Annotated in this window: 21 protein-coding genes; 6 read left to right on the plus strand and 15 right to left on the minus strand. The window is 58.6% G+C overall.

Annotated features, from left to right (window positions below):
* Positions 1-176: 176 nt before the first annotated feature.
* Positions 177-368 carry a hypothetical protein gene (locus J2X58_RS03205; RefSeq protein WP_310046380.1) on the minus strand — a complete coding sequence of 64 codons (192 nt, stop codon included), beginning with the start codon at positions 366-368 and terminating at the stop codon, positions 177-179.
* Positions 369-659: 291 nt separating this feature from the next.
* On the opposite strand from J2X58_RS03205, the gene J2X58_RS03210 reads away from it, so the two are divergent.
* Complete coding sequence (locus tag J2X58_RS03210; RefSeq protein ID WP_310046381.1) at positions 660-1,655, plus strand: methyltransferase domain-containing protein; 996 nt, start codon at positions 660-662, stop codon at positions 1,653-1,655.
* A 46-nt stretch (positions 1,656-1,701) separates the two neighbouring features.
* Positions 1,702-2,859: a hypothetical protein gene (locus J2X58_RS03215; protein WP_310046384.1), complete on the plus strand. Its 1,158-nt coding sequence runs from the start codon at positions 1,702-1,704 to the stop codon at positions 2,857-2,859.
* Between the two features lie 223 nt (positions 2,860-3,082).
* On the opposite strand, the gene J2X58_RS03220 is transcribed toward J2X58_RS03215, so the two are convergent.
* The gene (locus J2X58_RS03220) at positions 3,083-3,364 is read right to left on the minus strand and encodes a hypothetical protein (RefSeq protein ID WP_310046385.1); all 282 of its coding nucleotides are present in this window, start codon (positions 3,362-3,364) and stop codon (positions 3,083-3,085) included.
* Positions 3,365-3,685: 321 nt separating this feature from the next.
* Between J2X58_RS03220 and J2X58_RS03225 the strand changes: the two genes are divergently transcribed.
* The gene (locus tag J2X58_RS03225) at positions 3,686-5,155 is read left to right on the plus strand and encodes a recombinase family protein (RefSeq protein WP_310046386.1); all 1,470 of its coding nucleotides are present in this window, start codon (positions 3,686-3,688) and stop codon (positions 5,153-5,155) included.
* Between the two features lie 734 nt (positions 5,156-5,889).
* Positions 5,890-8,289 (plus strand): UvrD-helicase domain-containing protein, encoded by a 2,400-nt coding sequence (locus tag J2X58_RS03230; protein ID WP_310046387.1) that lies wholly within the window; start codon positions 5,890-5,892, stop codon positions 8,287-8,289.
* A 289-nt stretch (positions 8,290-8,578) separates the two neighbouring features.
* On the opposite strand, the gene J2X58_RS03235 is transcribed toward J2X58_RS03230, so the two are convergent.
* The 3 genes from J2X58_RS03235 to J2X58_RS03245 form a co-directional block, all read right to left on the minus strand.
* Positions 8,579-9,910 carry a nuclease PIN gene (locus J2X58_RS03235; protein ID WP_310046388.1) on the minus strand — a complete coding sequence of 444 codons (1,332 nt, stop codon included), beginning with the start codon at positions 9,908-9,910 and terminating at the stop codon, positions 8,579-8,581.
* A gap of 117 nt (positions 9,911-10,027) precedes the next feature.
* Positions 10,028-11,878, minus strand: a complete 1,851-nt coding sequence (locus J2X58_RS03240) for an SIR2 family protein (protein WP_310046389.1) — start codon at positions 11,876-11,878, stop codon at positions 10,028-10,030.
* A gap of 306 nt (positions 11,879-12,184) precedes the next feature.
* A complete protein-coding gene (locus tag J2X58_RS03245) occupies positions 12,185-12,316 on the minus strand; it encodes a hypothetical protein (protein ID WP_310046391.1) in 132 nt (43 codons plus the stop codon).
* 1,044 nt (positions 12,317-13,360) lie between these two features.
* On the opposite strand from J2X58_RS03245, the gene J2X58_RS03250 reads away from it, so the two are divergent.
* Positions 13,361-14,080, plus strand: coding sequence for a DUF3775 domain-containing protein (locus J2X58_RS03250; RefSeq protein WP_310046392.1), 720 nt, complete (start codon positions 13,361-13,363; stop codon positions 14,078-14,080).
* Between the two features lie 436 nt (positions 14,081-14,516).
* Here the strand turns inward: J2X58_RS03250 and J2X58_RS03255 are convergent, their stop codons facing one another.
* From J2X58_RS03255 to J2X58_RS03270, 4 genes are read right to left on the minus strand one after another with little or no spacing between them, the layout of a single operon-like run.
* Positions 14,517-14,876: a hypothetical protein gene (locus J2X58_RS03255; RefSeq protein ID WP_310046394.1), complete on the minus strand. Its 360-nt coding sequence runs from the start codon at positions 14,874-14,876 to the stop codon at positions 14,517-14,519.
* Positions 14,873-15,475 (minus strand): hypothetical protein, encoded by a 603-nt coding sequence (locus J2X58_RS03260; protein WP_310046395.1) that lies wholly within the window; start codon positions 15,473-15,475, stop codon positions 14,873-14,875. Before J2X58_RS03260 ends, J2X58_RS03255 begins: the two co-directional genes overlap by 4 nt.
* Positions 15,476-15,532: 57 nt before the next feature.
* Complete coding sequence (locus J2X58_RS03265) at positions 15,533-16,333, minus strand: hypothetical protein (protein ID WP_310046396.1); 801 nt, start codon at positions 16,331-16,333, stop codon at positions 15,533-15,535.
* Positions 16,333-16,704, minus strand: a complete 372-nt coding sequence (locus J2X58_RS03270) for a hypothetical protein (protein WP_310046398.1) — start codon at positions 16,702-16,704, stop codon at positions 16,333-16,335. The genes J2X58_RS03265 and J2X58_RS03270 overlap by 1 nt, the downstream gene beginning before the upstream one ends.
* A gap of 980 nt (positions 16,705-17,684) precedes the next feature.
* Between J2X58_RS03270 and J2X58_RS03275 the strand changes: the two genes are divergently transcribed.
* Positions 17,685-18,581, plus strand: a complete 897-nt coding sequence (locus J2X58_RS03275) for a hypothetical protein (protein ID WP_310046399.1) — start codon at positions 17,685-17,687, stop codon at positions 18,579-18,581.
* Positions 18,582-18,949: 368 nt separating this feature from the next.
* On the opposite strand, the gene J2X58_RS03280 is transcribed toward J2X58_RS03275, so the two are convergent.
* From J2X58_RS03280 to J2X58_RS03305, 6 genes are all read right to left on the minus strand, one after another.
* On the minus strand, positions 18,950-19,780 hold the full coding sequence (locus J2X58_RS03280) for a hypothetical protein (RefSeq protein ID WP_310046400.1): 831 nt from the start codon (positions 19,778-19,780) through the stop codon (positions 18,950-18,952).
* Positions 19,777-21,144 (minus strand): hypothetical protein, encoded by a 1,368-nt coding sequence (locus J2X58_RS03285; protein ID WP_310046402.1) that lies wholly within the window; start codon positions 21,142-21,144, stop codon positions 19,777-19,779. Before J2X58_RS03285 ends, J2X58_RS03280 begins: the two co-directional genes overlap by 4 nt.
* Positions 21,144-23,231 (minus strand): DUF87 domain-containing protein, encoded by a 2,088-nt coding sequence (locus J2X58_RS03290; protein ID WP_310046404.1) that lies wholly within the window; start codon positions 23,229-23,231, stop codon positions 21,144-21,146. The genes J2X58_RS03285 and J2X58_RS03290 overlap by 1 nt, the downstream gene beginning before the upstream one ends.
* Before the next feature lie 40 nt (positions 23,232-23,271).
* The gene (locus J2X58_RS03295) at positions 23,272-24,195 is read right to left on the minus strand and encodes a DNA adenine methylase (protein WP_310046405.1); all 924 of its coding nucleotides are present in this window, start codon (positions 24,193-24,195) and stop codon (positions 23,272-23,274) included.
* A 380-nt stretch (positions 24,196-24,575) separates the two neighbouring features.
* Entirely contained in the window at positions 24,576-24,797 is a 222-nt protein-coding gene (locus J2X58_RS03300; protein ID WP_310046407.1) for a hypothetical protein, read from the minus strand.
* A 9-nt stretch (positions 24,798-24,806) separates the two neighbouring features.
* Entirely contained in the window at positions 24,807-25,595 is a 789-nt protein-coding gene (locus J2X58_RS03305) for a hypothetical protein (RefSeq protein ID WP_310046408.1), read from the minus strand.
* Positions 25,596-25,847: the final 252 nt, after the last annotated feature.

Raw genomic sequence — 25,847 nt, forward strand, 5'->3', positions numbered from 1 at the left:
CACTGCAGTTCGGGATCTGGAGCGTCTATCAGTGTCGATAACGCGTCTCAGACATCAAGGGGAGCAATTGGTCTGCGCAGGAAGGCCTGGCGTTGGATCCACCAGGCCTCTGCGACTTCCTGCGCACCCGCGGGGCGAGTCTTGGCGGGCCTCCACGGATTGACCGGCTTGGTGGTTCAGCCTGCTCCGACCATGGACGACGCGCCGCAGATGTCTTCCAACTCATAGCCGCAGGTTCGGACATCCGCTCCAAGGAAGGCTGAGGGCTGGCCTGGGATGCTGACCTTTTCAACGGCGGTTACATCGTTTTGCTTCCATTTCGGCGCGGTGGATTTCTGAAGATCGGGCTTAACGTTTGACGATTGCATTTGATCATCCTCCTAAACCACGAACGAAGCCCAAGCGGGTCTTGGGCGAATAGAACGTATCACGAATCTTTTTGCAGTTTCGGCAAGATTCAGCGTCCTTGGATTGCGCCTAACAGTGCTATGGTCGCGTCCAGTTGTGTTCGAGTCGCAGCGCCGATTGCATCGCTCGCCGACAAGCTTGCCAAAAATTAGCATCGGCGCTCGATTAGCCCACGTAGACTCTCGCTTGAGGCGTCCTCGCGGTGCCCGACCCAAACCACCCGTTGCAGCGAATCGATTCGAGGTCAGGACATGTCTGAGGTCGACGATGAGGCAAGGCGTGCTCTCATCAGCAAGCGCATGGCGGAATACCGCGATAATTGGAACTGGATCGATCCGTGCAATGCCGATCGGTTCGTTCGTCGAGATTTGAAGGTTGAGAAGGATGCAACGACCGATGCGATCCTTAAGAACATTGCCCGGTTGACTGATCAAATCTTTGATCATGTGTCCGTTTTCGAAAATTTCTCAGAGGCTAGCAGCAGGGGCGCGATGCCCAGTTCCAGTGCAGCCTTCGACGCCACCGAGACTCGAGCAGCATTACAGCAGGCGGAGCAGATCCTTTGGGATGCATATAGAAATCTGGAGGCGTTCAAAGACCCATTCGTGACGAGGCAACTCGATGATCTTGGTGTGGGACCCGGGTCAAAAGGTCTCAAGCTCAATATCGGATCTGCGAATAACCTTCTCAAAGACTGGTTGAACGTTGATGCTGGGGGCGGTGATCTTAGGGTCAACATCAACTGGGGCCTCCCACTTCCCGATGATTCTGTGGATTTTGTTTACTGCGCTCACATGCTCGAGCATCTTCGTTACAGTGATCAAGCACCGGTTTTTCTTCGCGAGGTCCTCCGTGTTCTCAGCAAGGGCGGAACGGCCCGGATCGTAGTGCCAGATGCTCGGAAGCTTTTGGTCGCCTATTCGACGGGCGATCGGGATTTCTTCAGGGCGCGTCAAGCTTTCTATCCGATGTACAAGGCCTTCATCGACGACGGATTGTTTACGCTGGACTACATTTTGATGTTCTGCGGCGCAGCACCCCAGATGCTTAGCTACAGCCACAAATTTGGCTACGACGCCAGGCTGCTCTGCGATTTGCTGAGAAAGGCGGGCTTCAGCGACGTGAAGGAGTCTCAGTTTCAAGGCAGTGAACATTCTGCGCTGCGCGTGGATGATGTGGGCTACAACGCGCAAGCGCGCGACATGACGAATCATCACTACTCGCTGTTTATAGAAGCCACCAAGTGACGGTCATAACACTAGGGTTTGCTGTCCGAACGAGAGGATTTTCAGGATGAGTATCTTTGTGATTACGCCGCACGGCCGCTTCGAAGTAACCAACTGGAAGGCCGAGAACACCATCCTAGAGGTCTGCCAGCTCAATCGGATTCCGGCGAATGCGATTAGCCTCTACATTGAACAAGCTGGCTCACGTCGATTAGTGACCAACCTGTTATCTACGGTTGACGAGCTTGTTCCTCCCGATGCCAATTTGACAATTCGTCCGGATCGCAATATCGACTACCATGAAATTATTCCAGAAACAATCATTACCGACGTCGGCGCCGATGATGTTAGCGAGTATTTTTTCTCAAATAACAATCGATCGTATCTCCTAAGCGGGCTTACGTCCGAAGAGTGTCGGGACTATGTAAATGCTAGCGTCAATGCTGTCATTGACGCTCATGGTAGTGATATCCGCGCTGCTCATGTGGTTGTGGGGATCAGCGGCGGCGGCGACTCGAACGCCTTGCTTGGAGCTTTGGTGGCTGCCGGAGTCAAGAATATTTACCCCGTGATGATGATGGGCATACCCGATTGGGATAGGGGAAAGCATCGCGCGGAAGCGATTTGCGCTGCTCACAACATTCCGTTGCGCGTGGTGGAGTCTGGCGACGTGGGTCGCTTACTTGGCGTTGCGGAAGGAAGAAACTGGGTTCAGGCTTTTGAAGAAACCTACCCTGATGTCGATTTTGAGATGCTGGGAACGCTCGCGGTTCGCTTGGTGCTTGCAGCGGTTGCGAAGGAGCAAGGCGCGACGACCGTCATCACGGGCACAAATCTTGAGGATCTGCTTGGTGAGGCATTGATGTGCATCTTGGAGGGCCAGCCGCCGTTGCCATACCCACGCAGGAAAATCGGCGACATCGACATTTTCTATCCGCTTTATACGTGCCCCAAGAAGATAATAGATGGCTGCTTCCCTAAGTATTCCTTAGAGAATTATGAGGACCGATTTCCGAGTCGCCTACGGGGGCGTGCGCTCGCTTATTATCTCGCTCAGAGCATGAACGCCCTGATTCCTGGTATCGAATTCGATCTCCTCGAAGGTTTGCGTAAGCTGTCCAGAAATTGGGACTCATCTCATTTCGATTCGGATCTAGGCTTCACTGTCCTAAGGAGCATAAGCAAGGAATCGAAAGATCGTTGGAATGCATTTTTGGGAGTGTAGCCAGGCATCGCCGTGCTGATGCACTGTTGGTAAAGCAACTTTGGCACGCTAGCTGCTCATTCACTTCCATGCCGAGGTCCAACGCTAGCGCCAATGTCGTCCGGGCCGCGCGTGGAGCATCGGCCACAGATAAATCCAACCGCGAGCGTCAGACTTGGCCATGACGAACCATCAACTACCGAGAAGGATGGGGCTGCGTTCCGTAGCTGCCGCCCATCGCGCTCTAGTGTGCGTCGAACCAGAATGCGTCGAGTGTGCTCGCCACACGGAGGATGGCCGCGCCGTGGTTCGAGTGGGGAGCGCCGCCCGCCGGCCCGAGCCTCTCGATTGCATGAGCTGCGGCTGCGGCCACCGCGGGTAGGTTGGCTGCCATGGCCTTCTCAGCCACAAGGCACGCCCGGAACCGCGCCTCCTCGAAATCCTTCGCGAGTGCAGCCTGGGCCATTGCCTCGCAGTCCCGTACGATCTGCGCCACGGTAAGGATGGTTTCTTCGTCCGGTTCCATGGCAAGAGTTTAGTCCCGCTATGTGGATCTAAAGCAATGCCGGGCCTTGGCGCTCAGTGGCAACCCCGGCTGCTGGCATAGAAACGCGGTCCGGTTTCTCGTCGCCCTGTCTCACGGTTCGTTAGTCAGGACTTTCTGCGGCACAGGTCCCGTCTCGCGAGGCTAAGGGCATTGAGGAGAGGCCGTGGAAGATCTCGGGCTAGCGCCCCGCTTGCGAGCTGCGGGCGGGCGGCGTACGGTGTTGACACGTGGCCGCAATGGCCAGGGTCTTACCTTATGAAGTCCGTCGTCGCCCTTGGCAGGGCTCCCGGAGCTACCTTGGTGGCTCAGTACGTGCGGATGTCTACGGACCAGCAACAGTATTCGATTGCGAATCAGTGCGCGTGCATTGCGGCCTATGCGGCTAGCCACAACATGCATATTGTCGAGAGCTACCGGGATGACGGTAGAAGCGGGCTTGATCTCGGTGGCAGACCGGGGCTCCAGCGTCTGTTGGACGAGGTCAGAAGGTTGCCTCGCTTCGAAGCCGTTTTGGTCTTCGATGTCAGTCGATGGGGGCGTTTCCAAAATGCCGACGAGTCGGCATTTTACGAGTACCTTTGCCTCACGCACGGGGTGCGTGTGATCTACGTGGCGGAGCCGTTCGGCGACGGGCAGTCGCCCGTGGCGGTCATGTTGAAAGGACTCAAGCGGTCCATGGCTGCCGAGTACAGCCGAGAGCTATCGGCGAAGGTGAGTGCTGGACAGCGGCGCCTTACAAGCATGGGTTACCGCATGGGCGGAGCGCCCGGCTACGGATTGCGGCGAATGGTGGTCGATGCAAACGGCGAGCGCCGAGGCGTATTGCAGCCAGGGGAAAGGAAGGCTTATCCCACCGACAGGGTGACACTCGTTCCAGGGCCCGCCGACGAGGTAGCTACCGTTCGCTGGATCTTCGAGCAGTCCGCCGCTGGCGTCCCTACAGACCACATCACGCGCAGGTTGAATCTCGCGTCTGGAAAGCGGAGGTGGACGAAGACCGCAGTTCGGGAGATGCTCTGCAACGACAAATACATGGGCGTGAACACGTACGGACGGTTCACCCAAGTCTTGAAACATCGTCTTGCCTTGCAGCCTGAGGACACTTGGACGCGATCGGTTGGAGCCTTCCAACCGGTGGTTTCGCCCGAATTATTTTTGAAAGCAAAGGCAGTACGGGAGAAGCGCTGCGCTGCTGTCAGTGATAGCGAAGCCCTGGAAGCGCTGCGGCGAATCCTGCGCGACCATGGTCGGATCACGAGCGGCCTTATCGGGCGATCGCCCTCGGCACCGAGCCCGCAGCTCTACATGCGGAGGTTTGGCAGCCTCCGGCGGGCATACGATCTCATCGGGTACGTGCCCACACGGGACATCAGTTTCGGAGAGAAGAAAGAGCGCATTGCTGTATGGCGGGAAAGCGTCACCGCGTTTGCGGTGGAATTGCTTACCGATGCCGGCTCTGCTGTACGACGCTCCGGATGGACCATTTCCGTCGATGACGCATGGTCTGTGGCCTTCCACCTCCTCCAAGCTTCCAAAGATCATCACCGATGGAAGTGGCGAGTTCCGGCCGTGTCGAGACCCTCGGACCTGGTCATCTTCATTCGCATGGCGCCGGATGCCAGCGCACCAATCGATTATCTGGTGTTGCCGTCGAACGCTTCGCCAGCATGGCCCGCCTTGATCACCGAGCAACCGGACGTCAGTTCCCGGTTCTTCCTGTTTCCGTCGCTGGCGATCCTCTTGGACTTGGCCGCGGTATCGCGAGGCTGACATGTGGGTGACCGAGGAAACACGGCGAGCGAGAGAGCAGGTCACCCTATCAGGCCTCCGCCTCGCATCGGATGTCTGTCGCGCCCAGCTTCGCGGACTGAACTGCGTCATGAGCACGCTTTCGTCGGACGGCGATTGGCTAACGATGGCGGGGAGCAGGTGCATAAAGGCTGACATCGCAGAGCGTGCAGAATGCGCTCCGATACTGCAGCTCATGGTCGCCCGTTCTTGCATCCGAAAAGTGCTATCGGATGCCGAATTGGTGTGCTGGCTGGCCCGCCATTACCCGGAGGGCCTCGCGATTCTTCAGGCGACGGCCGACATGCCTGGATCGCGATACTCGAACGGCTTGCCGGCTAGCTAGGGCTATGCGCGACATAGAAGAATCGCTATCTGAGGGACAAATCGAGCAGGCAGAGCTGGCGGGCGATGTTGTAGGCCTCGCAGGGCTGCGGTTGGAATTTTGCGCCGAAAGCGCATCGACTTCGTGTGCATCTTTGGGGATCCCGCGAGCTAGGACATGTCGCACAATATCCGTGATCTCTCCTTAAAAAACGCGTCCGTTCAAGGGGCGCTGCCGAACTGGCCGAAGGTGGGGCCTCCGTGGCGACCACGCCTCCCGCTTGAGTCAAAAAATTTCTCATCAGCGAGAGTCAGCCTTTCTAGGCCGGTTTGGTAAGCTTTACTGGCAAAGCGGGCGCTCCGCGTCACCGTATGCGCAAAGGGAGATCGACTTGCAGCACCCGAACGATAAACCAGATCCGAATTTGCATCAGCGATTCGATCGGCTCCTGGCCAAAATGATCCCGGAATACATCAGCCAGATCATCGCATGGGCACGCGCGAACGGCTTCGAAGAAGGGAAGAAAGCAGGGCAGCGCATTTTTCATATTCGCGAGCCATCGTCGTCACCGGTCTCTAAGGACCTCGACCCAGGCTTGTACGGTCCGGCTCGCTTCGAGGTCGCTCAAGCATCTCTGCAGATGCGGGCTCGGGTCAAGCAGCTAGTAGAGGAAAAGCTTCTGTCAGAACCGACCGAGCACCAGTGGAGCATGATCTTGGCCGACCACCCGGCGACTTGCGTCTCCGCCGGGGCCGGATCCGGTAAATCGACGACTCTCGTGCTCCGCGTGGTTTTCATGCTGGAATATCTGGACATCGCCGACGACGAGATTACCGTCATTTCGTTCACTAAAGGGTCCTGTCAAGATCTCCGCCGGACCTTGCGGCGCGTTCTGGGCCTGTGGCGTACCTCAGGCGTATCCGAGTCCTGGGCGTTGCGGAGGGTCCGCACCTTTCATTCGCTCCTCTACGGCATCGCGATGGCGGCGTTGCCCCTTCAGGACTTTTTCGAGAATGTAGGGGGCGGGCGCAGGAAAGCGGCGGAGGATATCGAGGAGGCGGATATTGACAATCCGATGGCCTCATCAAACTTGACGCCCGATCAGGCGGCGCTGCTGAGCGAAGCTTACCGCATGCTCTTTGCCACGGACGGAGATTTTCGGAGCGATATACTTGCGCTGCTGACTGCATCGCTGATGCGTCCTGCCGCGTCCAGTCGTCCTCGCCAAGTCACGGGATGGCAGCACTTCGCGCAGCTGCGCGATCGCGCGGTGGCCGACGCGTTGGGCCAGGTGTGGTCGAAACGTGGTTGGCCATTTCCTGGCGTCGAACCGACGGTGTATGCATTTTTCAGGACGATGGACGGGCGCGAATTCTTCGCCAATGGGAAGGATAGGGCTACCCAGCAACCGATTGTCTTGGAGCTGCCGAGCGACGCCTCTGAGGATGAGAAGGGGTTGGTTGTGGAGGCCGAAGGCTGTAGGCCGACGACGCTGGGAAGCGCAGCAGACTCTCGCCGGACCTCGATTAGGGGCTTGGCGGACCGTGACTACCTTTCCATCGGTACCGTGGAAGCCGCTCAAACATTCTCCTATCGTGCCCAGTACGCGACGATGGATTCGGCGCAGATCACGCCAGCGCTCGCCCCCATTTTTTCTTATACGTTGCCCGGAGAGTTTAAGGCGGTGCCGATCTATGAGGCACTGTACGACCAAGGAGCTTTCATTGAGAGCTTGGGCCAGCCGGTTGCGACGCTTCTTAGCCATATTCCGAAGCCTCGCGTGCTCGACGAGACAGTTTACTTCGGCGCAGCGCTCGCTAGGTTCTGGCCACACTTCAATCAATCGCTGCGCCGGAAGCACCTCATGACCTATAACGAAGTCCTGTTGGCTTTGACGAGCGCCAAGCCTGGGCAGATTCCGGTATCGAAGCTGACTGCCATGCGGCATCTCTTGGTGGATGAGTTCCAGGATATCTCACCGATTCTCGCCAACTGGCTCAAAGCGATGCAACGGCTCTTGGTGCAGTCGAACCAGACCTTGCCTGTTAGCGTCATGAGCATCGGTGACGACTGGCAGTCGATTTATGGCTGGCGAGGCAGCTCGCCGCAATTGTTTATCGATTTCAAGGACTATTTCCCTGCGCACGAAGCATGCGGCGAGGCCGTCACTCTGAAATTCACGGATAACTTCCGCTCGGTGAAGTCGGTCGTGGACGACGCCATGCGCCTCTTGCAAATGGTTCGAAAGAAGGTAACCAAGGATTGCATTCCGGTGCCGCCGATGAAATCAGGAGACCACGGAGTAGTGCTTCACGAGTATGGCAAGGCGGCCAAGGCGCCCGCCGACGTAGCCCGCGAGATGGCGCCGCTAATTGAGCAGCGCTGGCAGGAGGCATTGGCGTTGAATCCCGCCACTGACGAGGCGGTGATTGTGATGACGCGTCGAGGGGCGGTCCGCGACGCGCTTCGGCGACTTTTGCCCGCCACGAAGTATCCGAAGCTTCAGATTTACACGTATCACCAGGCCAAAGGACTCGAGGCCGACACTGCCATCATGATCGAAGACTGTTCCCCTGGCCGACCGTTTCCCTTCAGGAACATGGTCTTTGAGGCCAGCGGCAGCTATCCGAATTACTCATATGATCAGAGCGCCATTGATGAGGCGTATCGATTGGCTTACGTGGGTGTCACTCGAGGGCGTCGACGCGTCGTTTGGGCGGTGCCAGAAGTCGACGCGACGACTTCCGCCAAGGTGTTTAAGCTTCAGCAATCGACATTACTTCTGGCATAAAAGCTGTCAACCTCGCCCCCAGTCGGGTAACGCTGCGCTCGTTTTAGATTCGTCGGATCAAGCACCTCGTAATCTGATCTCGGAAGCCCAGTCTCGGAAGGGTGCCAGAGCGTAAGGTGCTGGTCGCGGGCTCTCGGTATTGTTCAGTACATCAAGAGCGGGGTGTAGGCAGAGCCGGTCGGCGAATCGAGTTACCTTATCCATTCTTGTGAACCGAGGCGTGTTCTCGGCTGCGTGTCGATGCAAGAGGGCATGTGGTAACGCCGGCGCCGTGATTGCTCACAAAGACCTACATGAAGAGCCGATACGGATAACTTTCCCCGGGAAGATCGGGCACATTCGCGATCGTCCTTGCAAGTTTCTGAGAGTATCGGATGGTCACAGGTACTGGGTCGTATAATGCGTCGTTGTTCCAATCCATTTTGGTGAGCGCCAGAACTTCAAGCGCCACCGTGTCGAGCATGCCGGCGCCCACGTGGCGGGTCAGAAGAAGCGGCTTAGGAATACCTTTGCTTCCTTGAAAATACCCGGAGCGTGTGCTGGCGGTCGGCGCATTCCCAGCCGCCCACAGCAAACAACGCGTCTCCGATATGGTCTGTACCGTGCCCCGTGGGACCGGGTAACCGTCAGCTTGGGGCCGTTGTCCGCCGCGCTTCACCATCCATACGCCCCGCCATGTGCTTGCACCCACTTCGATGCACTCGATCTCCTTGATAGCAGTCGTAGCATCTCGAATGCCTTCAAGTTCCTCTGCTCGAAACCCTGTGGTTTTGTGAATTACCAGGCGAGTAGGCAATGTTCCACCGTTGCGTCGCTGATATAGCGACAGGCTCCTCGCCAAGACCGCCCGCATGTCGGCCGCGTTGAGGAAGGGGTTCCGCCTGGCCTCCATCGACGCATCGACCGGCTCCCGAGCCTCGAAGGCGACAAATTGCATGCCGCCCCCGTCCATGTCGAAGACCTGCGAGCAACAGGTAACATAGTGCATGTGCTCGCCCTTAGGCCGCAATGCGTAAGCTAGGCCGATATAGGCAGTCCCATCAGAAATGCCGGGGAGTGGCGCAAGTTTCCATGGCACTCCTCCGGCCTTGACGTACAGCGCGATGGACAAGCGCCACGCGACCGACGCCGGAGTTCTCTTCGCATATGAGAACACTCGATCGTTTAGCACCTGCGTGGGAATGCCGGCTCTTGCGCCCATGGCCTTGAGTACGTCATGCGCATCAAAGCCTGCGGCTCTTGAAACTGGGAACCATCGGTCTGGGATGTGAACGATGGCAATGTCAAACTCATCGCGGTGCGTGGCAAGGCTGTCCAGGGCGGACTGGAACGCCGCCACAAGCTTTTGCTCAAGACTCCCGTCGCCTGGCAGCGCGGCAATGTCGTCAGGCCATCGCACATATAGTGGAACAGGCGCGGACGTGAGCGGAATGCCAAACACTGCTTCAAACCCAGGGTAATTCACCACATACCCTGCCTTGTCGGCAGCCGATTGCGCTACTTGAACGAGGCGCATTAGGTTTACGATGGAGGATATTCCGGATTTTGGCGCAATCAATGCCGCCCGAATCTTCGGCGTGAATCCGGCGATGGTCCTTGCGGACAATGGACCAAAACGCACGAGACCGCGTAGAGGGTGGACTTCCGTGCCGGGCGCAGACTCGCTGGAAAATAGGAGTGAAGGCTCATTCAGGAGCTGGAATGGAGGCAACCTAGCTGAGTTGTGGTCCACGGTTTCTCACTTCAACAAGGGATGTGTATGCGAGGGACGACTCCAGCCGGTGAAAGATCCGATTTCAAAAGTTGCGTTGATCCCATCGCCACCATCCATCCAGAAGGCATCGATGCGCCCCGAAGGGGCCGTCAGAAGCGAGGCCCACGCATCTAAGATGACGCCCCATTGCTTGTTGTAACGCATGGCCCATCGCTCCCGAACGGAGCTTCCGGCTTTTTCCAAGTCTGCCGGCGCTTGGACGCGATGTAGCTGCGTATCTACGATTACTTCGTGGCTGGGTACGTCGATGTGGGTGAAGGGGTCGAAGACACACCACCAACGACCTGCAGCTTGATCTAGGCGCACCCGTATGCCTTCGGCAAATGGCCATCCGGTGTCCTCATCAAGTCCTACCACGTCTCTCCCGTACGCGGTGCGTAGGGACGCCAGCACAAGTCGTTTGCGCTCGGCAAAAGCAGGACTATCCCCGTCGTTGGCGGCGGCAATGACGATCTGGTGTCCATTGCCTCTTAGGCGCTTGCTAAGGGGGCGTTGCCGACAAAGCGCCAGTATGAGTGCGTCGTAGAGGAGGCCGCGCGACCATGCATCCCGCTCGGGCAGGAGAGGGATTGTGCCAGCGATATGGACGCCGAAGTCGTCGAGCGCCTCACGGACGAAGCTATCGGGGCCAAAGAGCGCAAAATCTTCGCCGGCGCGGGCGATCACGCCGGGGGCGCCACGCTCACGAAGACGCTTACGCACATCCGATAGGGACACCTTCGAGGTGAGGCGCAGGCGTCTCGCCTCTGCCGGCAGCGGCCCCAACGGCAACGCCGAGAGACGAAGCACAGGCGTTTTTTGTGCTTCGACGTTTGGGAGTGGTGCGGGCCTGGCCGCAGGGAACGTTCGTCCCGCTCGTATGAAATCGTTCAAGGGTGAAGGTAAGTCGACGACCTCGGCGATATCGCCAGCTAATTCATCGAAGGTCTTGGAGTCCACGACGTGCGTGCGCACGTCGGCCGCGGCAGCACGCTCCAGAAAGCGAGTCACGGCAGGAAGCAGCTGGTCGGGAGTGGGAGTGCACCAGTAAATCCCACCGGGATATGGGTTGGATCTATTGAGCGCCTCTTCGAGTGCCTCCATCACCGAGGCATCCCGTCCGCTATAACCAACAATCACAAGTCCAAATCGCGCTCCGGCGTCGACGAGAATGCGGCGCAGCGTCTCATCTTGTTCGGCAAGCTCCCGCTCAGTGTTCTTCAGTTCCACCGATTGAAAGTCGCCGTGGAGTTTCACCAACAATGGCCAGTCGCTCTCCAAAAAACTGCGCTCGCCTCGCTTCACCGAATCGATGGCGGATACGGTCAAATCCTTGCCATTTGGACCTCCGCCATAATGCCGCGCTAGGGCAACCGTGCTCTCGACGAGGTTGTCGAAGTTCGTAGTGAAGGCGCACGGTGTTTTCTCTGAAACGAGGAGGGATGCTATAACCTTGTGAGCGAACGACGACACGCCGAGTGCTACCTTGTCAGCGATATATCGCCTGCGGTCGCTCTCGTGGGGAAGATATACCTCGAAGGCCTTTGCATACTCGCTGGCATCTCCGTCGGGAGGCAAAATGTTCCTCGCGGCAAAAAAAGCCTTGATACGGCCAGCCCACCTGGAGTCAGTGGGGTCCACCTCCCTAGGTGGCAGGTTTGTTTCCCGACAGAAGATTCGGCGTTTGAAATCCAAAATCATGTCGTAGCCGGTTGGAATGCGAGAGCTGGCTGATGCCCCTGCGCCGAGCAACCATGCGAATTGCTCCGGATGGAGCGCAAAGGCATCTGCGAACGCCCGGGTTACCATCCGGCGAACGACCAAATCGTGATCCACCAGCCGCATCCCCTTGCCAAGCTTTTTTCGTCCGCAGCGCATCCTTATAAGCCAATACGCTATTTCGGATACTCGTTCTTTGCTTAGTTACAGCATGCCATACCAATTTATGGAGGTCAGTACGGCATCGACAGTGCTCGTTACCGGCCCACCGATGATCTCCAGTCAACGCGGCATCAGCTCGTGGTATCGCGTTCAATGTTTCGATGACCGGGCATGGTGTGAACCGATGCCCGGACTGACCGCTAACAGCTGAGTTGCTTCTTGGGAATGGCAACTTACATAAAACGCGGTGACACCTCGACCTCACCTTTTTTTGGGGTTGTGCACCGGAAGCGTGGGATGCTTGGGCCTATTCGGCGGGTCGACATGGCGACGGCGGTCGTCGGTGCCATCTTCTTCTTTCGGCTTTGGACCAGGCTTGATGTGATAGGTCATGGTGAGTTATTCCCCTGTGGGTATGGCATGACATCGCGAATGCGAAGCCACCGCACCGCGACTGGCGGCTGAATATCTTGAGCCGCTCAACCAAGATGCCATGAACCAAACCAACCGTTGAGGAGCCTAGCGAGACCGAATCGAAGAACCACAATGCATTTTCGGCAGCGGCTCGTAGTTCGCGCTGTCAACCGCGGCTATTGGACGATTTGCCGTTGAGGCCAGAGGCTGCTCGAGGCTGTGCTGGCCGACCGATGATTGCCCGTTTGGAAAGCGATGAACACGTCTGGTGCTCTCGTTGGATCCCACGGAGCTGAGGCGGCGCCCCCTTGCCCGCGCATGAAAAAGCCCACGGAGGGGAGGCCGTGGGCTTGGGGACTCCATCGATGCACCGGCGGCAGGGGAACCGCCAAACATGCCTGGGACCGGCGCCTCTCGGCGGCCTTGGCAATAACGATACCGGTCAGTACATGAACTCACCTTAAGTCGATGGGGCCCTCCGCGTGGTCGAAGGCCGGGTTGCCGGCGCGATGAAGGTCCATCGATAACGGGACTCTGCACCGTGGCCTTGGCATGGATGGCGGCATCGAGCCCCTCGAGCGTGCCCACGCCGGCCATTTGGATCGGCGGTTGGCTGGGCCCACCCGCGCTACGAAGATGCGCATCCGGTACCACGCGGAGCCCCAGCGGCGGCGGGCATGGCCGTCGGTGCGTAACGCCGCTGTGTGGATCATGGCCGCAAGGGACGGGCTTGGTGTTGCTTGGCGTTGGTGCGGGCGTGAGCGGTCGTCGCAGGGGCACCGGGGACGGCTCGCGGCTGGGGGAGAGATGCAGCAACAAACAACCATCCCCCGAGGCGCGGCACGAACCAGGGGTAGGCCATTCCAGACGTGGTAACCTTACGCTCAGCAGCCTAGGGCTGGCCCGGTGCCGGGCAAGTTGGTCCGACTTCGACAGCGCATACGAACAACCCTTGCGACCTCCTTGCGTCGGCCACAGGGAATTTAAACGGACCTTACCCGCCGGCTGACTCGTGGAGTTCCCATGTACGTCAAGAAACTTGTCGACGATATTCGTCGCGACTTTGACTTCAATCTTTCCCTCAATCGCTACCGCGACCTTATCGCACGGATAATCTTCGGTCGCCCGTATTCAGCGACCATCGCTGCCGAACGGGCGGGCAAGTTGGCGCCCCCAAAGGTCGATGATGACCTCGTGGAGTCCCTTAGGGAGGGCTATGGGCGAGACGTATCGGATCTTGCTCGCGTGGCGCATCGCCACGTCAACGCGCTCACCTTTGCGTTCTCCTACCTGCGGCCCATCGACGTGTTTGAGGTTGCATCGATTTCTGCTCGTCGGATGACAATCGAGGCCCCAGAAGAATATCGTCTGGGCGATTATCTCGACGCGTCTCCTGATTCGCCGCTCGGTCAGAAGAGGCAGGCGCGCATCGATTTGGAGGATCGTATCGCTCAACTGGATTACGATGCCCTGGTGGAGTTGAAGGCGTTGATGTTGTTGGGCCGAGGAGACAGCGGCGACGATTATGCTGGTGTCTTGGCCTACTCCAAGATGGGACGCGACGATCACATCCCAGAATATTTGGCGGCCAAACTGACGCTTCACTGGATGCTGGCCGATGGACTACGTATGGTCGGCAAGCCGGGAGAGGCGATTTTGGCGCTGTATCCAGCGATGCATAACTGGTCGCGTCATCACGCTAAGAAAGAAGATGGTGACGAATCTTTCGGGCTGTCGCATTGATCGAACCCGATTGGTTGACGCCAACTGGCCCTCTTAGGAAGTGAGGATATGCTGGGATGGGAGTCCTGTGAGGTTGTCCCGGCACCCGGTGACGACTTCGCTCGGGGACAACGAGTGGCGGCGGCAGACTCTTTGGCAGTTGGCGCGGTGGGCCAAGGATATCCCCACCCTTGATGCGTAGCTGCGAACGACTGCGCCGCAACGAACAGCAGGAGGAGGCCACGGCACGCTGTCGGGCTCACACGCTAGGTGGATGTGAAGCAATGTCGGGAGAGCATGACTTCAGCAACGCCGTCTTCAAGCCGGGTTGCGATTGTCCCCGCGTGATTCAAGGGGTGCGACGTGTTCGCGCCGGTGCGCTCACGCACAATGCAGACGCGCCGTCGTGGCAAGGCACGCCGGCACTCCTTTGGGGGGGCGCTGCCACGTCATCGGTTCACGTGCCGCCGAATCCCCGTTCGAGCCAAGCGGCGCGTTCTTCGTCGGTCAGGAGGGGCGTCAACGCGGCCCACGCAAAGTGCAGGTGCATCAGCGCCCGTCGGGCCCGCTCCTGCGCCTGGCGGCTGGCCTCATCGAAGTGGCCCCACGCGTCCCGGCGAGGCATCAAGAAGGTGGTGCGCCAGATGCGAAACGCGCGCACCTCGTCGTCCGCTTCTTGGTTTTTGCGCTGCGCGCGTGCCGATGCGTCGCGCTGATAGGTCTGTTGAAGGACAGGGTTGAGGGCCATCGATCGCGCATTGTTTTGGCAATGCGCGAGGATTTGCTTGGGCGTGAAGCGGGCAAAGTCTTGGTTCATCCGAGCAGCTCCGCCAGGGAAATCATGCGGCCATCGGCGGCCAAGGGCATCAGCCGGGTCACTCGGGCGGCATCGATGGTCGGCACTGAGGATGCGCGGGCGTCAAAGGGCGCACGCGGATCCAGGCCACGGGCTTCCGCCAGGCGGTTCACCTGCGCGCGCAGGGCTGCCGTGGCCGCTTCCGCCTGCTCGGCCAACGTGGTCGCTTGGATGCGCTGCACCTCAAAGGCCGCTGCACCGTCGCGCAACCGTTCCAAGGCCCGCAGCTCTTCGACCACTTGCCGGCACTCGTCCTCGAGGGCCAGCGCCATCTCCCGGGCGTGCTGCACCTTGCGGCGAAAGGCCGCCGGATCGCTTTCCCAGAGATTCGCCGACAGCAGCCACGCATCGCTGAGTTGCTGGAGCATGCTGGTGTGGTGAGCCATGGCGTCCACCGCGATGGTCAGCGTATTGGTCTCGGTGCGGGCCGACCGCCAGTCCGGCCGGGCCACTTGCGTCGGCGTAGGCCGCGCAAGTTCGGCGCGGGGGCGCGGCGATCGGCGACAGAGCGCCACGACCAATGCACCTCCACCGGCCAGCAATCCAAGCCAAGTCATCATGAGAGGTCTCCAAGGCAATAGTAGGACGTGCGCAACGTGCATCCCGGATGCGGTGGCTTAAGGCACCGTGGCGGTGAGCACCGGCTGGGCAGGGCCCCCGAGCGGAACAGTCGTCAGCACCACGCGGGCGGGAATGACCTGCAGTTGCGGCATGCCCCGGTTCAGCGCGCCGCCGACTACCTTACCGAAGACGGTGGCGTGAACCGCGCGCGGAAGGGGCTCACCGCCCAAGGTCTTCTCGGTGGCACGGGCTTCGGCTTCGTCCTTCGGTGCGTAGCTCGCCAAAGCGCCTGATGCCGTGAAGCCCACCTCGGCCGCATTGTCCGCCACCGTGAGCACGGTGTCCGTGCCAAGGATGGATGACAGGTCATACCGACCGTGGTCGAGGTCATACGCTGGCAACTTGGCTTGGTAGGCAGGCAACCGGATGTAGGGATTGGCTTTCGCCTCAGCGATGGCGTGATCCAGCTTGGTCTTGAAGGCCGCGAGCGCATCGCGCTGCGCGAACGCGTCGTGACTCGCTTGGTAGGTCGGGTCGAGTCGTTGCGCGACCGCCGCGTAATCCACCGCCACGCCCGACGCCGCGTAGAACTGCCCGAGCCACGGCAACGGGTCGTTGCCCATCGTGGTGTATTTCTCGAAGGGCTTCTCGGCGGCGGTGATCGACGGCTCCGACGGCCCGGCGGCTGGCGTCGTTGCGGGCACAACCGCCGAGGCCGCCGCTGACGGGGTAGCGGCAGAATCGCTGGTGGCTCCGCTCGCCGCACCCTCGGCGCTGTGCGACGCCTGCGGCGGCGAGGGTGAGCACGCTGCAATGCCCAGCGTAAGGACAGCGATGAGCAGGGTAGAGGCCCGCATCACTTCGCCCCCTTTTGGATGATCACCATCCAGCTCGTGGTGCTGCGGGGCGTGTGGGTTGCCGGGTCAGCACCGTAGTCCATGACGACGGGCTGCACCGAGGCAATGGCCCAGCCGGCTTGAGCGAGTTGGGGCAGCGTGCTTTGTCCGGCCTGTGGGCAATCCAGGGTCGTCGAGGCCGTCAGCTTGTTGGGCGCGTCGCTGGAGGCGGCGGGGGAGTAGCAGACGTCGGCCTGGACAGCGGAAGCCGCAACTGCCGAGCTGCTCATGCACCAGCCGAAGAAGGCGAGTGCGGCAATGAGCCGGAGGCTGGGCCGCAAGCTGGCAAAGGCAGGATGGTCGAAGGGCTGGTGTCGAATCGGTTCAGGCATGTCCATGGTTCCCCTGACTGATGGTGGCGCGCATCGTGGATCGAACCACCTGAACATCAGATGATTTCGGCTGGAGCATACCTTGACGGGCCGCAGCGAGCGAGCGGCCCATGCCAGCGTCCAAGTCCATCGACCAACCCGAATATCAACTCGTCCTGGACCTGATTCGGGCCGTGCGAGTGGAGGCGGGCCTATCCCAGCAGTCGCTGACCGAACGCCTCGGGCGTCCGCAGACCTATGCGTCCGATTGCGAGCTGGGTGCACGTCGGATGGATGCGCTGCAATTGCACCAGTGGTGCGTCGCCTGTGGGACGACGCTAGCGACCTTCGCGAATAGGCTTGAGGCCGCGTTGGCGGCTGACGATGACGAGCGGCCTGAGAAGCCGCCGCGTCGGGCCGCGCGAAAGCGCTCATCGTCTAACCTTTAGTGCCCGGATTCACTGTGATGACCAGGACGAATTTTATGTGGATAACGACGCATGGCAGGTGGACCGCAAGTGCAGCTGGGCGAACCGATACCACTCCCAAACCACGAGTATGACCGTTCCGAGCCGCTTGAGCCGTTGAAGATGTTAAAGCAATCTGAACAAGGGGCCCGTTTTTTTCTCCGGCGATGCGGGGCCCTTGCTGGGTCGTTGGATCCTGCTACCATGGATGTGCAATAGGAGGCTAAGTCTATGAGTCGTTGGAGTCTTTTCAGCCCATCTACCCCGCAACTGTCTCGTGAAGACCGGAAGCTGGCTTTGGCCATTCAAAAGCTGAAAACCATTCGACCAGTCGGACGGGGCGTCGAGATAGACGCACAAGATGTCCAAGAAAAGATGCGCGAGCTTCGTCGAAAGGTGCTTCCGTTGGTGCGATGACGCATCCCGCAGCATAGTTGTCTGTCGCGAGGTAAGCACGTTGCAGATGTGAGTCGAGAGTCGGCTTTTGGGGTTGGTCATCCGCCGTGCACTAACCACATCGTCTAGGGAGGGACCGTGGGAGTTCTGCTCATTCTTCCGCTGTTGGTGGCCGGGTTTTTATTGTGCCAGCGTGATCGTTTGATCTTCGCCAAGCTGCATCGATATGAAGGGCAGCTGCTGTATCTTCTCGCCGCGCAGCAAGGCTTGATCTGTTTCGTATGGGCGTCAGCGGCTGTCAGCGCCGTCGTTGCGATCACCTGTCATAGCTGGGCGGCGCAATGCATCACTCTCGGGTCTCATGCACCAGTGTGCTGGCGGGCGTTCGACACCGACTTCTTGGGTTGGTTGGGCCGACAAGTCCTTTCTGTGGACTCGTCGGCCAGTGCCGGGGGTCAAATCTCTGCATTTGCCGTATTGGTCGGGTGCACAACGTGCGCGATGCCGTTCGCCATCGCCCCTGTACGCTTCAGGCATTGGATGAAGTCGCTTGGCGTCGAGGATTGGAACAAAGCCCAAGCCTTGCTGAACGTTTCTGCCGTCCAGGGCCTGTTGCTGCCCCAGCGTATCGCCTCGTCGGTGGTCTATAGCGAAGCCCTCATGCTCAGCATGGACGATCGAAAAGTATATGTAGGTATGGTGCAAGGCATCGGCGAGCCCACGGAAACGAACGGCGCGCTGGAAACCTTTGCTTTCTGGCCGATGCTCAGCGGCTACCGTGATAAAGACACGCTCAAGGTGGTGTATACCTACGCCTATCCTCCGTTCGAGCCCACCGCCCCCGCGCTGATTTTGCGCCTTGATAACGTGGTCTCGGTGACCCCGTACGACGAGAGCCACCGCACCAAAGTCGTGGAGAACACCGAAGTGGGCGTACTCCACGGGCCAGCGGGGCAAAGTCCTTCCACCATCGCCTTGATCGCTGCGGGTGCCGTCGGTGTGGCGTTAACCGCCTTGGTCCGGCGCAAGCGGTGAGCGAAGCTACGGGCGCCCTGCGCAACGCTTGAGCTAATGCCAGCGTCACACCTAGCTCCTGGATTGCACCAAGCCCGTAACTCGATCGAATCATCTGCATTTTCAGGGAACAAGAGTTCTGCCGATGCTCTGTGGGTTGCCTCGGTGCCTCGGCTGGGCGAGGGATATCTCAGACACGAAAAAGGAGCACCGGCGTCATGGCAGGAGCGGCATAACCAATGAGCGCAGCGGCTCATGCGCTGAGTTCTGGAGCAGACGGTCGAGCGATGTGACATGCCAAGCTCTAAACAAACATTGAGGTGGTTCGGACGCGGACACGAGAGTCGTCTGCTGCCAAGTCATTGGCCTGTCAGCACCATGATCGCGTTTCAATGGGATGAAGCACCGCGCAACCACCAACCCGCTATGCCCACAACCACAGTCCAAACGACTTGAAAAATCCATCTGAGTAGCTTCGAACGATCCTCAACGCGCCGTGCTCTCAGCGTTGTGCTCAAAGTCGTCAGCGATGAGATTCCGATCTCATGCAAGCGGTATTTGCGCGGATGCGCACGTTCGCCGTTTAGGGCTTTGAAGGGTCGTTCCATGCATTCGATAAAGCTCCTGAATCGCTCTAGAAAGACTTCCGTAACCCGGGTGTGTGGTAACAACTCGGGTAGCAGCGCGTGTTTATACAGCCAGTCTCGCTCAGCCAAGATGCACGCAGCATACGTGTCAAGGCGTTTGGCGTTGGTCGCAAGCAAAGCGTCCGGGTCCGCAGACTTCTGCTCCGACTCCCTCATCATCTCCTCGAACAGCTGCCCGGCGGCGACGTCGATCTTGGTCGCGAGCGTCCCCAAGGCATTATCGTTCTGCCTTCTAATGAAAAGAAGTGCGAACCCGATACCGCCCACGATTAGCGCAGCCAGCGCCAAATTAAGCGCTGAGATTAAAGCACCAGTCTTGACCAATGATCCAGTGTCGCGGAGTGCGTTCAGGTGTGCTATCGACGACTCAAAATATATGCTCGTTGGCCACATAAGATTGAGCCCGATCCGATGGAATACCTCCATTTCCGCAGCTCCTGCACCGGCGGATAAGGCGATCGTGCCAGTTGCCTCAATTACTGCCAGGGTCAGGGCCGCGATCGATAACAAACGGTTCACCGGCTGGGCGAGCCAACGCCTTGTGGCCGAGGCGGTCGCTCCAACAAGTTTCATTTCGACAACCTTGCACGAACCATCAGATCCAAGACTTTGCCACCTGGAGACAAGCTAATCGAAGCGTGGCGGTGCGCCAAGGCAATCGGCACCACCGCATTATCGTAAAGATCCATCTCGAAGTGTCGAATGAGATCGCACGCTTGCTGGATGAGGGGGCCGTAACGATGAATCTCCACCTTGGCAGCGGCAAAACCTTTGCCTGAACCGCCGAACGTTTTGTCCGAAAACGGATAGGGCACGGCAAAGTTGAAGATACGACCGCTTTCAGTGCGAAAAAGAAAATCCTGACCGTAGTAAGTCTCGTTGCCGAAGTTGTCCGCCGGATTGTCAGCGCCGGTCACGTAGGCCTGGCGATAGTCATCATCGACGACGCGATAACTGTTGCGAGGCAAATGGCGCTCGATGAGGCGCGCATGGTCCATGAGTCCACCAGTCTTCTGCAGCCCAACGACTAGCATTGGGCGCAGGTGCAGATCGTCGAGCTTCGTGTTGACTCGATGGATCAATTCTTGAAGGCGCGCCGACAGTTTGGCCGGTTCGCCGAAGATGGCCAATGGTCCGTCGAGCACAAATGCTAACTCGCTGAGCTTGGCTGGCGCACGTTCCCAGACTTCGAGGATGAAAGCCCCGAGCATCAGGTGCTCCACGGCGTTCATCATGCGTGTCATCGCGCTGGCATTGTCACCAAAGTCACTTATGCCCTCATGCAATCGTAAAAAATCAGTGGCATACGCCGTCTGTTGGCATGCTGCACAGGGCTGAGCCGGGGCAGATGCTGTGAACGTGAACGTGCCAGCGTGTTTGCATGATGGGCAGCTGGTGAGATTGATGCACCCACCGTTTAGCTTCAGGAGCACCTCAGTTAAGGAAAAGCCAGACCCGGAGTTGCTTCGATCGGCCGAAAATTGATCGAACAGCGCTTGGCGGAATCCGTCCTTGACGCTCCGAGCGCCGCGGTACCGGATGTTGCTGCCCGGCATCGTGAAGGTAATGGGCGATGCTTCACGATGGATTTCCGCTGCCTTGAATGGATCGACAAAGAGGTCTATCGGATTGACCAAGTTGGCATACTTTTGCATGTCGACCAGCACATGGCTCACCTTTAAAAATCCCACCTGAGTGCTGGGCAGGCGCTCGCTAATCGGGGTATCGCTCTTGCTGGCGTCGGAGGCCACCACATGGAGCGGCAGCAAGGGCGGATCGCTCACCGGCGCTGGACTGAATCGTGCAGCCAAGTCCTTGGCCTCTTGGGGCGACGGCTCGCGCAGGTAGCTGCAGTTGTCCAAAAACCGTGCTACATCGGGGTTGCGCACGAAGTCTGCGTGACCCGACTTGCCTGCCGTTTCATTCGGATAGGGCATCAGGCCGTCACCTTTGCAGGAGCATGTGATGCTGTCAATCCGAGTGCTCGCATCTCGGCCTGGATCAGCTCGGGCGTGAAGCGGTTGATCTGGGTGGGAATCACGAAGGGGGCCGACAAGGTCTTAATACGTGCAAAGCCAACGTCTTGGGCGGATTTTAGTGAGGCCGAAAAATCGGAAAAGTCATAGAACTTCGCCAGGGTGCGCAGCTCGTCGTCGTTATTGAGGTGAGTCACAAACCAGTTCTCGGTATTGGCCAAGATATTGGGGTGAACGGACGATGGCTCCTGGGTGGCATACACGAAAGCAATTTTGGCTTTCGCCCCTTCTTTGGCGATGCGGGGCCACGGGTCGGTCAATTCGCTCTTCTTTCCGATGAGGTTGTGCGCCTCTTCCACATAGATGACCACGTTCCGGGGCACCTCGCCAGAGTTTAGCTGGCCCATTTGTCGATCGAAGATCTCGCGTGCGATGCGCTCGGACAATACCCGTCGGATCTCTACGGGTCCTACAGACAGGTCCAAAATTACGATTTTGCCCAAGTCCAGGTGGGCAATGATTTCGGCTGTGACTTCCTGTTGGCGTTGCGGCGAGTGATAGGCGGTGAACGGCGTCAACGCGCGATAGCCACCGATAGACTGGCGGCGCGTGCTCTCGCGCGCCAACATATTGAGCATGGCCTCCAGTGTGGGATCAACCATCGCGTTGCCGCTGCTGGATTTGATGCCAATGTTGGGCTGATTCGCTTTTCGCTGTTGTTCCAATAGCAGCAAATTGGCTTCGCGAATCTTCAGAAACCAATCGCATGCGTCGGCCAACAGCAGTCGCTCCTCGGGTGCCTCAACTTCGGGCATTACGGACTCCATGCCGCTGATGAGCTTCTTCGAGTTGGGCACCTTGACGCGAAAGCCCTTGATCGACGGGTAACCCGCCTTATGCAAAAGGCACTGGAACACCGCAATATGCCGCTCCCACCGCAGATGATCGCCGCGTTCTTGCGGATCGGGCTCCGTGAGCGTCATGCTCATGAAGGTCTCAAGGTCCTGTCCTGAGAACGACGAATCGGAGTCCTTGAAGAGCGACTGAAGCAGGGGAAGGGCGCGGATGGGCTGTTCGTAGAAATTTGTGCGGAGGTCGTTGAAGCCTATAGCAGGCAGCGCACGATAACGTACTACGCGCTGAGGACCGAAGACCGTAGCGATAGAACTGGCATCATCTTGGTGGTTGGCATTGGCGTATTCGCCGTTGACGTCAAACACCAGTTGGCCCACCTGGAGCTGAGACTTCATGGCGGCAAGCGCCACGGCGGCGATGGTCGTCTTCACGGTGTTCGACTTGCCGGTGCGCGTCATTCCCAAAACCGCAGTGCGTCGGGCCAAAAAATCTGCTGGCTGGATTTCTACCGGCACTTTTGGTTCGTCACTACCCCGATGCAGTCTCGCGGTCGAGGTGTACCGGACCGTGCCGATGATGATGGGCTTTGGCACATCGCTGAAGCCAGCCAGCTTTGCGTCTTCGTAGGCCTTCTGACGGGTTTCAGGGTTGATGTGATTTACAATTGTTTGCAGCGCCTCACCGCGTGGCTTGTAAGCGCGCATGCGGGAGAGAGCCATGAAGCTTTCCAAGTCGCTGCCGAGGCGGAGTTGCCCGCCCTCCATGTAAAAGGTCCCAAGTACACGGCAACGCATCCCACCCCATTGCAGCTCATTTGCGGTCATCGGATCGAGCCCATCGTCGCTGCCGACAGGAAGACGCTCATCGCGAAGCCGTCGCTGATGGTGTTCGATGCGGGTGCGCACCATGTCGCCGTCTTGAGGTAGCGGAGTTGGGCCGAGCACGCGAAGGAGCACGACCTCTTGATCGATGGCAGGTGCGTCGCTGAACGAGGCAGGATCAAACCCGGCAGCCACGAGGAACGAATTGTGGGGGATGCCGTTGACATCCTTTTTGAACTTGTCGTTTGTTTGTACGAGGCACTCGTCATACGACATGCGAAAGACGTAACCGACGAAGGATGCGTCGATCGAGGGACCGAGCAAGCGAGACAGTGGCGAATCGGAAAGTACGGTGGTCAGCACGGGGTTCATTGGTTCCCTCCAAAACAATGTGCGTTGATCTTAGGTAGCGTCAGGCGACTTTGGCCTTCCGACGCTGGGTGCGGATGGCGTTGCCACGGGTGAGGACGGGCGCCATGGGCAGGGTGAGGTTCGCGTAGAACATCACTTCGCTGGCCATGGGGCGTGCCAAGTGCGTGGAATACTGCAGCGAAAACGAAGCCGATCGCACGCCGTGGTAGAGCTTGCGGATGGGTGAGCAATCGTCGTAGGTCACAAGCACGGGATGAGCGAGTTGCTTGGTTGCTTCTGCGATCGCCGCATGGTCGGCATGATCGTAGAAGTTCCTATACAGTTGACTTCCCTTGATGTAGTAAGGCGGGTCAAGGTAAATCAAACTCTTTTTAGGCAGTCTCGGGCAGCGCTTTTCCAGCAGTTCCAAGGCGTCCAACCCCGTGACGGTGATGCGTTCTCGGAGTTGGCCAATAGCCCGAATACGTTCGATCAGATCGAGCGGGTTGTACCGAGCATCGAGTTTGTAATCCCCCGCCTGTGCTTTCCCTCCGATCACGCCGCCTTTTAGGATGCCAGACCGGTTCACGCGGTTAAGAAAAAAAGTGGCGAAAGCAATCTCAGGCTCCCGGTAGTTGCCGGGTGCAGCCAGGATCTCCTTAGTCCAGTTCCGCGTCTCCAGCGTCGCTGGGCGCTTTTCAATGAGATCGATCAAGCGTTGGGATTGATGGACCGCGACTTTCCAGAACTTGTACACGACCGGATCGGCGTCGTTGATCACAATGCGCCCGACGAATCCCCGTTGGAGCAGGAAAAGCGCTGCCCCAGCGCCACCCGCGTAGGGCTCGACATAGGTGCCGCCCCGCAGATTGTTTTGCTCAATCAGATGACCAAGCCAAGGGCCGAGGCGCCCCTTACCGCCCGGATACCGCAGGGGGCTGGGAAACACAGCAGAGCTGGTGGCACAGGGCGTCGGGCCTAGCATGCGACATTCCTATCCTGATATCCTTGAGGTGCCAGATTGCGGGCAACCCGCAAGTTCTGGACTGATCCGGTTATTCTCGTTGGTGCGCCGTAACAGCGCAACGCATGGTCTGGCACCGCAGTCGGCGCGTTGGCTACCGTAACCAGTAGTCATTGATGGGAAGGCCGGAAGACTTATAAGACTGGGAATGGGGTTCTCGCCAAGTGCCACCCGAATGCGGCTAGACGGGATCGCGAGAAAGCAGCCCCAATCTTGAAGTGCGCGACGCCTCAGCTTATCGGCAATTCATCATCCAGCCCGCGGCAGTGGTGATGCCTGATCGCAAGCGAATGAAAATTTACGTAGGTCAACGCAGCCAGTTAACGGAGAGATGATCAGGATTACCAGTCGAGTTGACTAATTTCGCCGACTTCTTCGTAGACGATGGGGACACCCTGAATTTTTTTCGGAAGTCCTTGGGGCGGAGCGTCACGCAGGTTAACCTTCACGGCAAAAGAACCATGGATGCGCGCAAGGCCAATGCCATTCACCTGGGCCGACTTGGATACCAAGTCGTAGGCCAGGGATTTGACATGATTAGCACGGGAGGCTGAAACGCTCATACATCGACGTTAAGGCTGATCGTAAGGAATGTCTAGTGGTAGCCCTAATTTTCGAAAAACTGTTGGAAGATCACAAGCATAGGTCACATTTTTGGTGTGGCTTCCAGCGAAGAGTAAGCCAATCGCGAAGTCATCTGTGCCCATCACGGCGGCGCCACTGTCGCCGAACGTCCCGAACGGGCCATTAGTTCCGCGAATTTCGATAACCCGATGGAAGAGAGCCTCTCCTCGTCCGGCCACTTGGACGCGGACGTTGTCCACTAGGCTTACACCCACGCGGCCCTTTGTCCCAGCGGTGGATTTGCCGAATTTCCAGATTGGCTCGCCTGCGCGTGCAGATCGAATGCCGCGGACTGCACGTTGTCCGGCGATTAAAAGATTGGGCGGGCCAAGGCGGTCGTGAAGAGAGGCAATCGCCGCGTCGATGGCATTAGGTCCAGGAACCTCTATTGGTTCAAATCGCTCAAGGGCTCCGACTTGGTACTGAATGCTTCCACCATCGGCGGTGGCCGGTTGCACAATGGGGTCGCCGAGTTGGGCGGCATTGTTGCGTGCCAATACGTGATTATTCGAGAGCAAAACCCGACGCGTCCGATCTGCGGCCAAAGGGAATAAACCGATGGTCCCCGCGTTACCCTGGATGTGTGAAACCGAGCTACCCGCAATGAGTGGACGACAAACAGCCCCAAAAGGCATAGGCGGTGGGAGGGCGTGAAGTTGTCTGAGTTCACCAATGTAGTCTATGTTGACCTGTCCGCCTGCGCGATTGATTATGTCGATGAGCACGGGAGCTTCCATCAGCGCGGGGTCCTGTACGCGAACCGCCAACACGAAGTCATTCTCTCGCTCAGCTGGTGCAACGCCCAATGCAATCGCGAGTGGGGGGCGAGGCCGACGACTCCTGCCACCACTATAACGCGGTCGTCGACTCGGTTCGGCCGGCGCGTAAATGAGGCTGACAAGAAGTTCTTCTTTAAGGCGTACTACCGCGTCGAATTCCATTTTCCATTAATCCTAATTACGCACCGTGAATGTTCGAAAGTGTTACGG

It is taken from the genome of Luteibacter sp. 3190 (genome assembly GCF_031456385.1).
GTDB lineage: Bacteria > Pseudomonadota > Gammaproteobacteria > Xanthomonadales > Rhodanobacteraceae > Luteibacter.

Bases quoted from the DNA above. Each gene is read 5' to 3' on its own strand.
- J2X58_RS03215 (WP_310046384.1), top strand. From the start codon at position 1,702: ATGAGTATCTTTGTGATTACGCCGCACGGCCGCTTCGAAGTAACCAAC.
- J2X58_RS03265 (WP_310046396.1), bottom strand. From the start codon at position 16,333: ATGCGGGCCTCTACCCTGCTCATCGCTGTCCTTACGCTGGGCATTGCA.
- J2X58_RS03220 (WP_310046385.1), bottom strand. From the start codon at position 3,364: ATGGAACCGGACGAAGAAACCATCCTTACCGTGGCGCAGATCGTACGG.
- J2X58_RS03255 (WP_310046394.1), bottom strand. From the start codon at position 14,876: ATGAACCAAGACTTTGCCCGCTTCACGCCCAAGCAAATCCTCGCGCAT.
- J2X58_RS03270 (WP_310046398.1), bottom strand. From the start codon at position 16,704: ATGCCTGAACCGATTCGACACCAGCCCTTCGACCATCCTGCCTTTGCC.
- J2X58_RS03280 (WP_310046400.1), bottom strand. From the start codon at position 19,780: ATGAAACTTGTTGGAGCGACCGCCTCGGCCACAAGGCGTTGGCTCGCC.
- J2X58_RS03205 (WP_310046380.1), bottom strand. From the start codon at position 368: ATGCAATCGTCAAACGTTAAGCCCGATCTTCAGAAATCCACCGCGCCG.
- J2X58_RS03245 (WP_310046391.1), bottom strand. From the start codon at position 12,316: ATGACCTATCACATCAAGCCTGGTCCAAAGCCGAAAGAAGAAGATGGC.
- J2X58_RS03210 (WP_310046381.1), top strand. From the start codon at position 660: ATGTCTGAGGTCGACGATGAGGCAAGGCGTGCTCTCATCAGCAAGCGC.
- J2X58_RS03300 (WP_310046407.1), bottom strand. From the start codon at position 24,797: ATGAGCGTTTCAGCCTCCCGTGCTAATCATGTCAAATCCCTGGCCTAC.
- J2X58_RS03250 (WP_310046392.1), top strand. From the start codon at position 13,361: ATGTACGTCAAGAAACTTGTCGACGATATTCGTCGCGACTTTGACTTC.
- J2X58_RS03295 (WP_310046405.1), bottom strand. From the start codon at position 24,195: ATGCTAGGCCCGACGCCCTGTGCCACCAGCTCTGCTGTGTTTCCCAGC.
- J2X58_RS03260 (WP_310046395.1), bottom strand. From the start codon at position 15,475: ATGATGACTTGGCTTGGATTGCTGGCCGGTGGAGGTGCATTGGTCGTG.
- J2X58_RS03285 (WP_310046402.1), bottom strand. From the start codon at position 21,144: ATGCCCTATCCGAATGAAACGGCAGGCAAGTCGGGTCACGCAGACTTC.
- J2X58_RS03305 (WP_310046408.1), bottom strand. From the start codon at position 25,595: ATGGAAGCTCCCGTGCTCATCGACATAATCAATCGCGCAGGCGGACAG.
- J2X58_RS03290 (WP_310046404.1), bottom strand. From the start codon at position 23,231: ATGAACCCCGTGCTGACCACCGTACTTTCCGATTCGCCACTGTCTCGC.